The sequence below is a fragment of the Acidimicrobiia bacterium genome, assembly GCA_036396535.1.
Lineage (GTDB): Bacteria > Actinomycetota > Acidimicrobiia > Spongiisociales > UBA5794 > DASWKR01.
Genome location: DASWKR010000054.1, coordinates 25204 through 38773 on the forward strand (window position 1 = coordinate 25204; position 13570 = coordinate 38773).

The following is a 13570-nucleotide window of genomic DNA, read 5'->3' on the forward strand; positions in this document are numbered from 1 at the left end:
GTAAAATGATGCGCCTATGCGTGAGATCCTCTCAGATCTGGTGGCAGAGCAGCAGTCGCTCGACCAGTTCCTCCAGCAGATACACGAGCGCGACTGGAAGCTGCGGACCCCGGCACCGGGGTGGACCATCCAGGACACCGTGAGCCATCTGGCGTACACCGAGACATTCGCGGCCCGAGCCATCGAGGAGGGCGAGGCTGCGATCAAGGACGCCGACATCACCGATATCGACGAGTGGACGGCACGGGGCGTGCAGCAGGGCCGAGGCAAGCGCTACCAGGAGACGATCGAGTGGTGGCGCAACGGCCGGGCCGCCGTCGTCGACCTCCTCTCGCGCATGGAGAAGTCCGAGCGCGTCCCGTGGATCCTGGCGCCGGTGAGTGCCAAGGCCTTCGCGACGTTGCGGCTGACGGAGACCTGGGCACATGGGCTCGACATCAAGGCGGCGATGAACGGCCGGCTCCCCGAGCCGGAAGAGGGCGAGGACGACCCGAACGCCGACACGCCCCGTCTCAGGCACGTCGCCTGGCTCGCTCACCGGATGCTCCCCTACTCGTTCGAGAGGACCGGCGTGGAGTTCCCGGACGCCGGCATCAGGGTGGAGCTCATGGGCCCCAAGTACTCGCGGTGGGTCTACGGGCCTGAGGATGCCGAGAACGTCATCAAGGGGATCGCCGGCGACTGGTGTCGCGTGGCGGTCCGGCGACTCGACGCTTCGAAGACAGGGCTCAAGGCCATCGGCGACGCAGCCGAGGTGGCGCTGCGGGTCGTCCAGACCTACTGAGCCGTCGGCTCGGCGACATCCTGCGGCGCAGCAGCAGGGCGACCACTTCCGAAGACCGGCGGCGGGAGCGCCGTGACCGCCCTCCCGACGTCCTAGCGGATGTCCTCGATCTCGAAGCCTGCCTTCAGGAGGAGGCGCAGGAAGGCCGGGGCCGGCTCCTTGAAATTGATCGGCCGGAAGGCGTCTTCGTATCGATGGAAGAACCCCAGCATCGTGGTCACGATGTGCGACAGTGAGATCGTCGCCAAGTCAGAGTGGTCGCTCCGCCCGAATGCGACGAGCCGGGTGCGCACTCGGCCGCCGCCCCGAGCCGAGGCGAGGTGCAACCCCGACCGCTGCAGCCCGACGATCACCTCGGTTACGGCCACGTCGTCGCCGTAGAGCCAGTCGATCCTGTGCAACATTGCAAACAGGGCGGCGTGGTCCCTGATCCCGTCGTTGAGCTGAGCCTGACCCTGCTTGACCTCTCCGATGATGACGTCGACGCAGTCGTCGAGGAGCTCGAGAACCGGATCGTCGATGAGGATGTTCTGCTTGTGCTCGTCGGGCTCGTCGATGTAGAGGGCGCCGGGAAAGCGAACGGCCATCACGTCGATGTCCGTGACCGTCTTGTACCGTCCCTTCTTGTCCCTCGTCTGTACCTCGAACTCCGAGAGCGTGAGATACCCGGTGAGCCGCAGGTAGTTCTCCACGAGGTTGACGGCGATGTCCATGGTCTCCAAGTCTCGACTCGTGGTCGAGCGTAGCCTTCGAAACGACTCAGGCACAGATATCGCGACCTCGACCGACGGTCGATCCGTACCTCTCCCAGCATCTCAGGGCTTCTTACGCGCGCTCGTCGCGGGTAAGACGATTTTGTGGTTTCCCTCTACGGTCGGTCGAGAAAGACTCGATCAATGGTCGAAGGTCGTTCGTGACCTCGTGAGGCGCCGTACCATTGTGCGATCATGGCCGACGCCTCGACTGCAGGTGCTGCCGCTCTCGGGCGCGGCGACTGGTCCGCCGCCCGAGACGCCTTTGGCGACGCCCCATCCTCCCCGGAAACCCTCACCGGTTTGTCGGATGCGCTGTGGTGGATGGGGGAGATCGACGAGGCGCTGGCAGCGCGCCAGCGGGCGTACGCCGCCCACAGGAGGGGCGGCGACCTCGAAGGAGCTGCCGAGGTGGCGACCTGGCTGTCGATCGAGACGGCCCTGGCGGCCGGCGACATGCCGGCGTCGAACGGATGGTTCACCATCGCCGCCGGCCTCGTCGGCGACGGCGCTCCGGGGGCTCGCGGGCGGCTCGAGCTGGCGAGGGCGCTGCGCTCGGAGCGCCCGCAGGCGAAACAGGCGGCCGCCGGTGTCGCGCTGAGCGCGGCCCTCGCCTCCGGCGACCTCGGGCTCGAAGCGAGGGCGCGAGCGGCAGTGGGACATGCGCTCGTGTCACTCGGGCACGTCGCGGACGGCATCGAGCAGCTCGACGCCGCGATGGTGACCGCGGTCACGGTCGACGACCTCCGCGTCGTGGGCGACGTTGCCTGCTCCATCATGTCCTCGGGCGAGCTGCTCGGCACCCTCGACCGGTTCGAGCGGTGGTCGGACGTGATCAACCGGTCGATCGGAAGGCTAGGGCACCCTGCCCTGATGAGCTTCTGCGGAGCATGTTGCGGAGAGCTGTTCGCCATGACCGGCCGTTGGGACGAGGCCGAAGCGGAGCTGACACGGTCGATCGCGGCACTCGAGCAGAGCGGCCACCGGTCCCGCTGCGTCCACCCGGCAGTCAGGCTGGCAGCGCTCGACATCCGTCGAGGAAGGCTCGAGGCCGCAGAGGCTGCCCTGGCACCATATCGCGACCTGCCGGAGGCAGCCTCCCCCCTGGCGGCGCTCCACCTCGCAACCGGGCGGTACGAGGAGGCGAGGAACGTATCGGAGCGCCGCGTCGCCCAACTCGGTACGGCTCATCTTGCCGCCGTCTCGCACCTGTCGACGTTGTGCAAGGCGAGGCTCGCGCTGGGCGATGTCGAAGGGGCGGCTGGGGCGGCTTCGAGCATCTCGGCGATGGCCGACGTCTCGGGTCTCGAGTGGGTCAGAGGGGCGGCGGCATCGTGCCTGGGTCTGGTCGCCGGCGCCGAACGCAGAGACGCCGAAGCGGTCGTCCTCCTCGAACAGGCTTGGCGGTCCTTCGAGGCAGCGGGGTCTACTCATGACGCAGCCACCACGAGGGCGCTCCTCGGTGAAGCGCTCGTCTCGTCGGATGCCTCAGCCGCCGTCGCCCACATGCGGCGAGCCCACGAGGAGCTCGAGCGCCTCGGCGCGGCCAGGGACGCGGACCGATTGGCGGCGCGGCTGCGGTCGCTCGGAGAGCGCAGCGCAACCGGCAGGCGCGGGCTCGGGTTGCTCACGCCACGGGAGCGCCAGGTCCTCGAGCTCGTAGCTCTCGGGTTGCGTAACGCCGCCATCGCAGAGCGCCTGTTCATCAGCGACAAGACCGCCGCCAACCACGTGAGCAACATCCTCACGAAGCTCGGGGTGTCGAGCAGGACGGAGGCGGCGAGAGCGGCCGCCGAGGCGTTGTCCTCCGCCAGGCGCTGATCGGACGAACGGGACAGGAATCGGGTGTTTCTCCTCATGCGCCCGGCGGCGCCGTCGCGCATGCTGTCGACCTCACCGACCACTTGGAGGTGGCACATGTCCGAACAGAGCAAGACGATCGTCAGGGACTTCTTCGATGCGGTCAATCTGCGAGACGCCGATCGCCTCGACGGCCTGGTCGCCCTCGACGTCACGTATCACGGCGCCTCCGTGAACGGGCTCGCCGAACTGAAGCAGCTGATGCGGCACATCGTCGACGGGTTCCCCGACTTCGAGGTCACCATCGAGGAGCTCGTCGCCGAGGGCGACAAGGTGGCCGCCATGTCGATCGAGACCGGAACACATCGCGGAGAGTTCGAGGGAATCCCGCCGACGGGCAAGAGCATCTCGCTTCGCGAGGTCAACCTGTTTCGCATCTCGGAAGGCAGGATCGCGGAGGTCTGGCAGATCTCGGATCAGCTTGCCTTCATGCAGCAGCTCGGGTTGATGCCCTCGGAGGAGGAGCAGGCCGCCGGCTGACCGCCGCGGAGAGGTGCCGGCGCAGACCGCAGCTTTCTGTCACTCTGCGCCGGTACCCTCCATGTCGGTGGCTCTCGAGCGGTTCTCCGAGGCGGCACGGGCGTGGTTCGACGCCTCCTTCGCCGCGCCCACGTCGGCCCAGACGATGGGATGGGAGGCGATCGCCAGGGGGGACCACACCCTCATCCATGCCCCGACCGGAAGCGGCAAGACGTTGGCCGCCTTCCTGTGGGCGATCGATCGCCTGGCGAGTGAACCACCCCCGGAGGAGCGCCGGCGGTGCCGAGTGCTCTACGTGTCCCCCATGAAGGCCCTGGCGTACGACGTCGAGCGCAACCTGAGAGCCCCCCTCACCGGCATCCAGCTCGCCGCCGAGTGGCTCGGCGCGGCGGTGCCGGCAATCACGACCGCGATGCGCACCGGCGACACGCCGCCGGGCGACAGGCAGGCCATGGTCCGCCACCCGCCCGACATCCTGATCACCACACCGGAGTCGCTCTACCTCATGCTCACCTCGCAGGCCAGGGGGATGCTCGAGAGCGTCAGGTGGGTCATCGTCGACGAGATCCACTCGATCGCCGGGACGAAGCGGGGCTCCCACCTCAGCATCTCCCTGGAGCGCCTCTCGGAGATCACGGAGGTCGAGCCGCAGCGCATCGGGCTGTCGGCGACGCAGCGCCCGCTGGAGCGCATCGCCGAGTTCCTGGGGGGCGGCACGCTCGGCGACGGGGCGTGGGCGGCGAGACCCGTCACGGTGGTCGATGCTCCGTGGGAGAAGCAACTCGACGTCGAGATCGTCGTTCCGGTCGAGGACATGACCCGTCCCGAAGAGACGCCGGTACCCGATGCGGTCGAAGAGGGCTCGCGACGGTCGATCTGGCCGGCCATGTACCCGCGCCTCCTCGACCTCGTGCTCGACCACACGAGCACGCTCCTCTTCGTGAACAGCCGCGGCCTGGCCGAGCGCCTCGCCGCCGAGCTGAACCGGCTCGCCGGGTCCGAGCTGGTCCAGTCGCACCATGGCTCCGTCTCACGCGAGCAGCGCCTCACCATCGAGAACCGCCTCAAGCGCGGCGAGCTGCGAGGCGTCGTCGCCACGTCGACGCTCGAGCTCGGCATCGACATGGCCGCCATCGACCTCGTCGTGCTCGTCGAGTCCCCGGCGTCCGTGGCTCGGGCGCTCCAGCGTGTCGGCCGGGCCGGCCACCAGGTCGGCGCGGCGAGCGTCGCCAAGGTCTTCCCGAAGCACCGCGGTGACCTGCTCGAGACCGCCGTCGTCGTGGAGCGAATGCACGCCGGCGCCATCGAGGAGACCACCATCCCGCGCAACCCGCTCGACGTGCTCGCCCAGCACGTCGTCGCCGCAGTGTCGGTCGAGCCGAGATCGAGCGACGGCCTGTACGAGCTGGTACGCCGCGCCGCGCCGTACCGCGACCTGCCCCGTTCGTCGTTCGACGCGGTCCTCGACATGCTCTCGGGCCGCTATCCGAGCGACGAGTTCGCCGAACTGCGGCCCCGCCTCGTGTGGGACAGGGTCGAGGATCGGCTCGAGGGCCGAGGCAACGCCCAGCTCCTGGCGGTGACCAACCCGGGCACCATCCCCGACCGGGGCCTGTACACCGTGACGCTCCCCGATGGCGGCAGGGTCGGGGAGCTCGACGAGGAGATGGTCTACGAGTCGAGGCCGGGCGAGGTGTTCGTGCTCGGATCGACGTCGTGGAAGGTCTCCGAGATCACCCAGGACAAGGTCGTCGTCACCCCGGCTCCGGCCGACGCGGCGGCCAAGATGCCCTTCTGGCACGGGGACGGTCCCGGCAGGCCCCTCGAGCTCGGAAAGGCGATCGGCGCTTTCATCAGAGAGATCGGCGCTCTCGATCCCGCAAGAGCGTCCGACCTGCTCGAGGAGCGCTATCGGCTCGACCCGTGGGCAGCGAGGAACCTGGCGCACTACTTCGAGGAGGAGAAGGCCGCCACCGGTGTTCTGCCGTCCGACAGGACGATCGTGGTGGAACGGTTCCGTGACGAGATCGGCGATTGGCGGGTGGCACTCCTCTCCCCGTTCGGAGCGAGGGTTCACGCCCCGTGGGCCCTGGCGGCGCGGCGGCGCTACCGAGACGCCAACGCGTCCGAGGTCGACGTGCTGTGGTCGGACGACGGGATCATGTTCCGCTTCCCGGACGTCGACACGCCTCCCTCGTCCGCAGAGATCCTCATCACGGCCGAAGAGATCGAGGAGCTGGTCTTGGAGGAGGTCGGAGACAGCGCCCTGTTCGCCAGCCGCTTCCGGGAGGCGGCGGCCCGGGCACTGCTCCTCCCCCGCCGCCGGCCGGGCGCCCGGACTCCGCTGTGGCTGCAACGCCGCAAGGCAGCCAACCTGCTCGAGGTCGCCAGGCAATACGGGTCGTTCCCTGTGATCCTCGAGACCTATCGCGAAGTGCTCCAGGACCACTTCGACCTCCCGGCCCTGCAGGAGGTGCTCGGCGCCATCGCCAAGCGGACCGTCCGGGTGCGCGAGGTCGACCTCCACGGGCCGAGCCCGTTCGCTTCCTCTCTCATGTTCGACTTCATCGCGTCGTTCATGTACGAGTACGACGCCCCGCTCGCCGAGAAGCGCGCCGCCGCCCTCACCCTCGACCGCTCACTGCTCCAGGAGCTTCTCGGGGAGCCTGAGTTCCGCGATCTGCTCGACGCCGACGTGATCGCCGCCGTCGAGCGCGAGCTGCAGCGGCTCGCCGACGGGCGCAAGATCGGCACCCCCGACCAGCTCCACGACGCCTTGAACGATCTGGGGCCGCTGACACGCCCCGCCATCGAGGCCCGCCTCGACGACCCGGCGACCGCAGACGGATGGCTGACCCGCCTCATCGAAGCCCGCCGGGTCGTCCCGATCCGATTCGGCGGCGAGGACCGGATCGCGGCCGTCGAGGACCTCGCCAGGCTGCGTGACGCGGTCGGGATCTCGCCACCGAGGGGCGTCGCCCCGTCCCTCCTCGAACCGGTGCTCGACCCGCTCGGTGACGTGGTCGGTCGCTACGCCAGGACCCACGGCCCGTTCGCGGTCGAAGCCGCCGCCTCGGAGCTGCGGCTCCCGCCGGCGGCCGTCGCCGAGGTGCTCCACCGCCTCCGTGGCCAGGGCAGAGTCTCGGCCGGTGCGTACCGTCCTGGACGGTCGGGCCAGGAATGGGTCGACAACGAGGTGTTGCGTCGCATCAGGCGGCGCTCGCTCGCCGTGCTGCGCCGTGAGGTCGAGGCCGTCGAACCCGCCGCCTACGCCGGGTACCTGGCAGGCTGGCACGGCATCGGCCAGACGACCGGGCGGCGCGATCGGATATTCGAGGTCGTTCGCCAGCTCCAGGGCTGCGCCGTCCCGGCGTCGACACTCGAGTCGGAGATCCTGCCGAGCCGTATGGATTACGAGCCGGCGATCCTCGACAACCTGCTCGCCTCGGGGGACGTCATGTGGATGGGCCGCGGCCCGCTCGGCGCAGCCGACGGCCGGGTCGCCCTCTACCTGCGTGAGCAAGCGCCGCTCCTCCACTGGCCCCTCGACGGCGCCCACCCGGACGGCGAGCTGCATGATCGCCTGCGCACCCACCTGCGAGAGCGCGGGGCCTCGTTTTTCCGCGACCTGTACGCCGCGGCCGAAGGAGGCGACCCGGGCGTCGTCCTCGACGCATTATGGGATCTCGTCTGGTCCGGCGAAGTGACCAACGACACGATGGCCCCGTTGCGAGCGTTCCTCTGGGGCAGGGCGAAGCGAAGGTCGGGCGGCAAACCCCAGCTCTCGGCGGCCACGCCCCCTGCCGGATCCGGGCGGTGGTACCTCGCCGTCGACGTTCTCGACGTGCCGCCCGCCCCGTCCCCGGAGCAAGCCGCCAAGGCGATCGCCGAGCAGCTCCTCGAGCGTCACGGGATCGTCACCCGCGACGCCGCCCTGTCCGAGTCGATACCGGGAGGGTTCGCCGGGCTCTACCCGGTGTTCGCGGCGCTCGAGGACGCCGGGCGGGTACGGCGCGGCTACTTCGTCGAAGGTCAGGGCGGCGCCCAGTTCGGGCTGCCTGGAGCGATCGACCGCCTTCGCAGCCGCGATGCGCGGGGCATCGTCATCCTGTCGGCGGTCGACCCAGCCAATCCGTACGGCGCGTCACTCCCGTGGCCGGGCCATCCGGAAAAGCGGCCCGCCCGCCGGGCAGGTTCCCAAGTCGTCCTCAACGACGGCGGTCTGATCGCCTGGATCGATCGGGGTGGACGAACTGCGGTCACGTTCGACGAGCCAGACGCCGGCCTCGTGGCGGCGGCGCTCGCAGACGCCTTCAGGAGGCGGGGTGGCCGATCCGCTCTCGAGTCGGTCGACGGCGCCACGGCCCTCGGGTCGTGGCTGGCTCCCCACCTGGAGGCTGCCGGCTTCGCCGTCGGTTACCGGGGGTTCACCCTCCGTTCACGCCACCCGAGCCGTGCCTGAGGGCGACTCGCTCGTCCACGCAGCCGACGAGCTGCGCCCGCGACTCCAGGGGCGCGCCGTCGTACGGCTGCACGGGAGCCACCGGGCGCTCCACCCCAACGCCCGGCGGATCACCGGGCGGGTGATCTCGGACGTTCGCACCGTCGGCAAGCACATGTTGATCGACTTCGACAACGGCTGGACGCTGCGCACCCACCTCGGCATGACCGGAGGATGGCAGCACTACCAGCCGGGCGAGCCCTGGCGGCGCAGCCCCGGCAAGGCTCGGGTCGTCATCGAGACCGCCGACTGTGTGGCCGTCTGCTTCGCCGCCCCGACGGTGGAGCTCGCCCCGACCGAGCGGATCGGTATCCGCCACCTCGGGCCCGACCTCATGGCGGACGAGGTCGACTGGGACGGCATCGTGCGGCGCGCCAGGCAGTCTCCGGGACGGACGGCGGCCGACCTCCTCCTCGATCAGCGGGTCATGGCCGGCGTCGGGAACGTCTACAAGTCTGAGACGCTGTTCCTCGAGGGCATCGATCCGCAGCGACCCGTCGCCACGCTCACGGACGACGATGTCGGTCGCATCGCCGGGCGCGCCCGGAAGCTCCTCATGGCGAACCGAGAGCCGGCCATGCGGTCGACGACGCGGTCTACGACCGGGTCCCGCCGGCCGGGTGCGAACTACTGGGTGTACCGCAGGGCGGGCCGTTCGTGCCGGCGGTGCGGGGCCACGGTCCTCACGGACACGCACGGCGAGCTCGACCGCTCGACGTACTGGTGCCCGAGCTGTCAGGCGCCTCCGAGGTCGTAGAGACGATCGTACGGGTAGATGCCCGTGCCATGACCGTCCGGGCCGAACACGAACGTCAGGGCATACCCGCCAACGATCCGCGTATCTGTGATCGTGACCGGCACCGGACCCGCGAGCACGAGTCGGGTCTTCTCCATACCGGCCGGCTCGCGGCAAGTGGCACAGTGGCAAGCGCCTCGCAGCTGAGAGGCGCTCAGCGTCGTCTGCTCGCCGTCCTCCCAGGTGAGGACGACCCGGCTCTGCTCCTCCACCTCGACGCGGCTCGGGATGCGCCCCGTCACGACGTCCGCCGGGCCGGGGCACGCTGGTCTGTGGGGCGTCGCATCACACCCCGAGCGTAGGGCCGCAGACGTCTGCCACGAGCCGATCCGGAGGTAGCGGGTCCGGCGCGGTGAGCCTGCGGGTCCCGACTGGCGGCCGCCGATTACCGTTGACACATGGCAGAGGCTCTGCAGGTTCACCTCGACGAGATGCGCAGCAAAGGACTCCGCCTGACGCGCGCCAGGCGAGCGGTGATCGACGCCCTCGTCGACGGCCACGGAGAGCACCTGAGCGCCATCGACATCGCGGGCCGCCTCGGCACAGCCCACTCGGACGGGGAGCCGCCCATCGACCAATCCACCGTGTACCGGACTCTCGAGACCCTCGAGCGCGCCGGCATCGTGACCCACACCCACATGGGGCACGGCGCCCTCGTCTACCACCTCGCCGACGAGCCGCCCCACCAGCACCTCCTCTGCGTCGACTGCGGCAAGACGCTCGGCGTCCCCGAAGACGAGCTCATCCGGCTCTTCGACGAGATCACCGCTCGCACCGGGTTCGTCGCCGATCCGACGCACGTCGCCATCTCGGGCCGGTGCGCCGACTGCATGGGGGATCGGCGAGCGTCCCGCCAGGGACCGAGCCGAGGGGGCCCAACAACCCGGCCGGCCGCAACCACCTCTTAACGCAATCCCCCGGTCTCCGGGGGATTGGTTCACCCTGCTTGGCCTCATACGCAATCCCCCGGTCTCCGGGGGATCGGCGAGCGTCCCGCCAGGGACCAAGCCGAGGGGGCCCCGCCGCAACCACCCCTCATACGCAATCCCCCGGCGTGAGCCGGGGGATTGGTTCACCCTGCTTGGCCTCCGGTACTCGGCGTGGTACCCCGTCAGACCAAACAGGGTGAACAGAGCGTCCCGTCAGGGACCGAGCCGACGGGGCCCAACCACACCACCAGCCGCAGCCACCCCCTCGACTCGGCCTTCGGCGCTCGTCGGTCCCCCGCAAAGCGGGAGACAGCGTAAGAAGGGTGCTCGTCCGTGGGGCGGGTGGCCCCGGGTGAGCGAGGACCGCCGCGCCCGACCGACTCGGCCTAATACGCAATCCCCCGGCGTGAGCCGGGGGATTGGTTCACCCTGCTTGGCCTCCGGTACTCGGCGTGGTACCCCATCAGGCCAAACAGGGTGAACAGAGCGTTCAACCAGGGATCGAGCCGAGGGGGCCCAACCACACCAACGTCCGCAACCACCCCTCATACGCAATCCCCCGGCGTGAGCCGGGGGATTGGTTCACCCTGCTTGGCCTCCGGTACTCGGCGTGGTACCCCGTCAGGCCAAACAGGGTGAACAGAGCGTCCCGTCAGGGACCGAGCCGAGGGGGCCCAGCCGCAGTGTCGATCGCACGCTGACGGCAATCCGGCGCCGGCCGGTCTCCGAACCTCCTCGGGGTCGTTGTTGCAAGCGGTTTGCAACAAGCCGTAAACTACGTGCGAGTGACTTGCAGGAGGGCGAGCCGATGCACATTCCCGACGGGTTCGTGAACGGGGCGACATCGGCGGCCTTCGGCGTCGTCTCCGCCGGCGGGCTCGGGTACTCGATCCGCAAGACGGGCCGGTACCTCAGCGACCGTCAGGTGCCCCTCGCCGGTCTCGTCGCCGCCTTCGTCTTCGCGGCCCAGATGTTCAACTTCCCTGTCGTCTCCGGGATGAGCGGTCACCTCCTCGGCGGCGTGCTGGCGGCGGTCCTGGTGGGACCGTGGGCGGGATTCGTGGTGATCGCAGTGGTCCTCGCCGTGCAGGGGACGTTCTTCGCCGACGGGGGGCTGACCGCGCTGGGCCTCAACGTCGTCAACATGGGGCTCATCGGAGCGGTCGGCGGATATGTCCTGTACCGGCTGGTACTCGGCCTACTCCCCCGGTCCGACCGGTCGGTGGCGGCGGCCGCCTGCGTGGCGGCCGGGCTGTCCGTCCCCCTGGCGGCCCTCGGCTTCGTCGCCGAGTTCGCCATCGGCGGGACCGCCGACGTCGCCTTCGGCGCGGTACTCGGCGCCATGCTCGGAACCCACGTCCTCATCGGTGTCGGCGAGGCCGTGCTGACCCTGCTCGTCGTCTCGGCAGTCGTGTCCAGCAGACCCGATCTCGTCTACGGCGCTCCCACCTACGTGGGAGCACGCACGGAGGAGCTCATCGCGTGAGAGACAGACGTCTCGTCACCTTCCTGGCCCTGGGCCTCGTCGTCACGTTCCTCCTCGGCGTGGTCGTCAGCCAGTTCGCCTCCGGCAACCCGGACGGGCTCGAGTTCGTCGCCGGCCAGGAGGGTTTCGCCGACGCCGCCCGCGACCACGACCTCGGCGACGGGCCGCTGGCCGACTACGGCGTCAGCCTCACGGACAACGACGTGGTGAACACGGCCATCGCCGGAGCGGCCGGCGTCCTGATCACGTTGATCGTCGGATACGGGGTCTTCGCGCTGGCGAGGCGCGCCCGCGGCGACCACCCCGTGGAGAGCTGAGGGGACGCGGTGGCGGGCAGCCACGTCCACGCCCTGTTCCGGCATGGAGACAGCGCCCTCCATGGTCTCCCCCCGCACGTCAAGATCGTGGCTGCGTTCGCCTTCGTCTTCGCCGTCGTCGCCACCCCCCGCGAAGCGTTCTGGGCCTTCGCTGCATTCGCCGCCATCCTCCTCACCCTGGCGGCCGTCGCACGCCTCGGCGCCCGATTCGTGGCGAGCCGGATGCTGATCGAGGTCCCCTTCGTGATCGTCGCCGTGGCGCTTCCCTTCTTGGCGTCGGGCGACCGCATCGACGTCGCCGGGGTCCCACTCTCCGTGGAGGGCCTGTGGGACGCCTGGAACATCCTCGCCAAGGCAACCCTCGGCCTGCTCACTTCGATCGTGCTGGCCGGAACCACACAGGTCGTCGACATGCTGCGCGGATTCGAGACGCTCCGAGTCCCCGGCGTCGTCACCGCCATCATGGGCTTCATGGTTCGCTACCTCGACGTCGTCGGGGGCGAGTTCGGCCGGCAGCACGTCGCCATGCAGTCGCGCGGCTACTCGCCGCGTTGGATCGGAGACCTCGGACCGCACGCCAGATCGATCGGACGGCTGTTCGTCCGCTCATACGAGAGAGGCGAGCGGGTCTACCTGGCGATGGCTGCCCGCGGCTACGTCGGCTCCATCCCTCGCATGGCACGCGCCGCGGCCACGCCGGCCGCATGGGGGGCCGCCATGGCAGTCCCGGCCGCGGCGTGGACGCTCGCTGTGGTGGCGCTGGTGGTCCGATGAGCGTCCCCACCATCGCCGTCACCGGACTGTCGTACCGGTACCCGGACGGCACGGAGGCGCTCCGCGACGTCGACCTCCACATCCATGACGGCGAGAGGGTGGCCCTCCTCGGCCCCAACGGGGCAGGCAAGACGACCCTGGTGCTGCACATGAACGGGATCCACATGCCCCAGAACGGGGTGGTCGCAGTCGGCGGGCTGACGCTGACGACCGCCACGGTCAAGGAGGCACGGCGACGGGTCGGGATCGTCTTCCAGGATCCCGACGACCAGCTCTTCATGCCGACGGTCGAGGAAGACGTGGCCTTCGGACCGCACAACCTGGGGCTTCCGCCTGCCGAGGTTGCCGCCAGGGTGGAGCGCGCCCTCGAAGCCGTCGAGGTGACCGACCTGGCGGACAGGCCCCCGAATCACCTCAGCTTCGGGCAGAAGCGGAGGGTCGCCATCGCCGGTGTGCTCGCCATGGAGCCGGACATCCTCGTGTTCGACGAGCCGACTTCGAACCTCGACCCCGCCAGCCGGCGCGAGCTCACGAACGTGCTCGAGTCCCTCGACATCACGATGCTGATCGTCACCCATGACCTGCCGTTCGCGCTCGAGTTGTGCCCTCGCTCGATCGTCATCGACGGCGGGAGGATCGTCGCCGACGGTGACACGAGGGCGCTGCTCGCCGACGAACGGCGGATGCGGGCTCACAGGCTGGAGCTCCCGTTCGGCTATCGCGTCGCCGATGCCCCGGCAACACGGCCCAGCTAGACATCCCACGGGTGGAAGTTGTCAAGCGGCTTTGTCGTTGCGGTGGGCCCAGGCGGTGTGTTCGTCGTAGGGGGTTTGGTGGCGGAGGCAGCCGTGGAGGATCCCGACGAGGCGGTTGGCGAGGACCCGCAGCGCC

12 protein-coding genes are annotated in these 13570 nt (G+C 69.7%); 10 read left to right on the top strand and 2 right to left on the bottom strand.

The annotated features are described in order from the left end of the window. The first annotated feature begins 16 nt into the window (after positions 1–16). Positions 17–784 carry a maleylpyruvate isomerase family mycothiol-dependent enzyme gene (locus VGC47_09400; protein ID HEX9855517.1) on the top strand — a complete coding sequence of 256 codons (768 nt, stop codon included), beginning with the start codon at positions 17–19 and terminating at the stop codon, positions 782–784. Between the two features lie 92 nt (positions 785–876). Here the strand turns inward: VGC47_09400 and VGC47_09405 are convergent, their stop codons facing one another. Beyond that, complete coding sequence (locus VGC47_09405; protein ID HEX9855518.1) at positions 877–1497, bottom strand: hypothetical protein; 621 nt, start codon at positions 1495–1497, stop codon at positions 877–879. 234 nt (positions 1498–1731) lie between these two features. On the opposite strand from VGC47_09405, the gene VGC47_09410 reads away from it, so the two are divergent. The 4 genes from VGC47_09410 (at position 1732) to VGC47_09425 (ending at position 9134) form a co-directional block, all read left to right on the top strand. Next, entirely contained in the window at positions 1732–3357 is a 1626-nt protein-coding gene (locus VGC47_09410) for a LuxR C-terminal-related transcriptional regulator (GenBank protein HEX9855519.1), read from the top strand. 96 nt (positions 3358–3453) lie between these two features. Further along, positions 3454–3876 (top strand): ester cyclase, encoded by a 423-nt coding sequence (locus VGC47_09415; GenBank protein ID HEX9855520.1) that lies wholly within the window; start codon positions 3454–3456, stop codon positions 3874–3876. A 67-nt stretch (positions 3877–3943) separates the two neighbouring features. Beyond that, on the top strand, positions 3944–8338 hold the full coding sequence (locus VGC47_09420) for a DEAD/DEAH box helicase (GenBank protein ID HEX9855521.1): 4395 nt from the start codon (positions 3944–3946) through the stop codon (positions 8336–8338). Continuing rightward, a complete protein-coding gene (locus VGC47_09425; GenBank protein ID HEX9855522.1) occupies positions 8331–9134 on the top strand; it encodes a DNA-formamidopyrimidine glycosylase family protein in 804 nt (267 codons plus the stop codon). Before VGC47_09420 ends, VGC47_09425 begins: the two co-directional genes overlap by 8 nt. On the opposite strand, the gene VGC47_09430 is transcribed toward VGC47_09425, so the two are convergent. Then, positions 9113–9415, bottom strand: coding sequence for a DUF971 domain-containing protein (locus VGC47_09430; protein HEX9855523.1), 303 nt, complete (start codon positions 9413–9415; stop codon positions 9113–9115). The two genes, VGC47_09425 and VGC47_09430, sit on opposite strands and share 22 nt — an antisense overlap. A 156-nt stretch (positions 9416–9571) precedes the next feature. On the opposite strand from VGC47_09430, the gene VGC47_09435 reads away from it, so the two are divergent. The 5 genes from VGC47_09435 to VGC47_09455 all read left to right on the top strand — a co-directional run bounded on the left by VGC47_09435 (position 9572) and on the right by VGC47_09455 (position 13434). Next, complete coding sequence (locus VGC47_09435) at positions 9572–10081, top strand: Fur family transcriptional regulator (GenBank protein HEX9855524.1); 510 nt, start codon at positions 9572–9574, stop codon at positions 10079–10081. Positions 10082–10910: 829 nt separating this feature from the next. Then, positions 10911–11588 carry an energy-coupling factor ABC transporter permease gene (locus tag VGC47_09440; protein HEX9855525.1) on the top strand — a complete coding sequence of 226 codons (678 nt, stop codon included), beginning with the start codon at positions 10911–10913 and terminating at the stop codon, positions 11586–11588. Then, positions 11585–11905 carry a PDGLE domain-containing protein gene (locus VGC47_09445; protein HEX9855526.1) on the top strand — a complete coding sequence of 107 codons (321 nt, stop codon included), beginning with the start codon at positions 11585–11587 and terminating at the stop codon, positions 11903–11905. Before VGC47_09440 ends, VGC47_09445 begins: the two co-directional genes overlap by 4 nt. A gap of 9 nt (positions 11906–11914) precedes the next feature. After that, on the top strand, positions 11915–12679 hold the full coding sequence (gene cbiQ / locus VGC47_09450; protein HEX9855527.1) for a cobalt ECF transporter T component CbiQ: 765 nt from the start codon (positions 11915–11917) through the stop codon (positions 12677–12679). After that, a complete protein-coding gene (locus tag VGC47_09455) occupies positions 12676–13434 on the top strand; it encodes an ABC transporter ATP-binding protein (protein ID HEX9855528.1) in 759 nt (252 codons plus the stop codon). The genes cbiQ and VGC47_09455 overlap by 4 nt, the downstream gene beginning before the upstream one ends. The last annotated feature ends 136 nt before the right edge of the window (positions 13435–13570 follow it).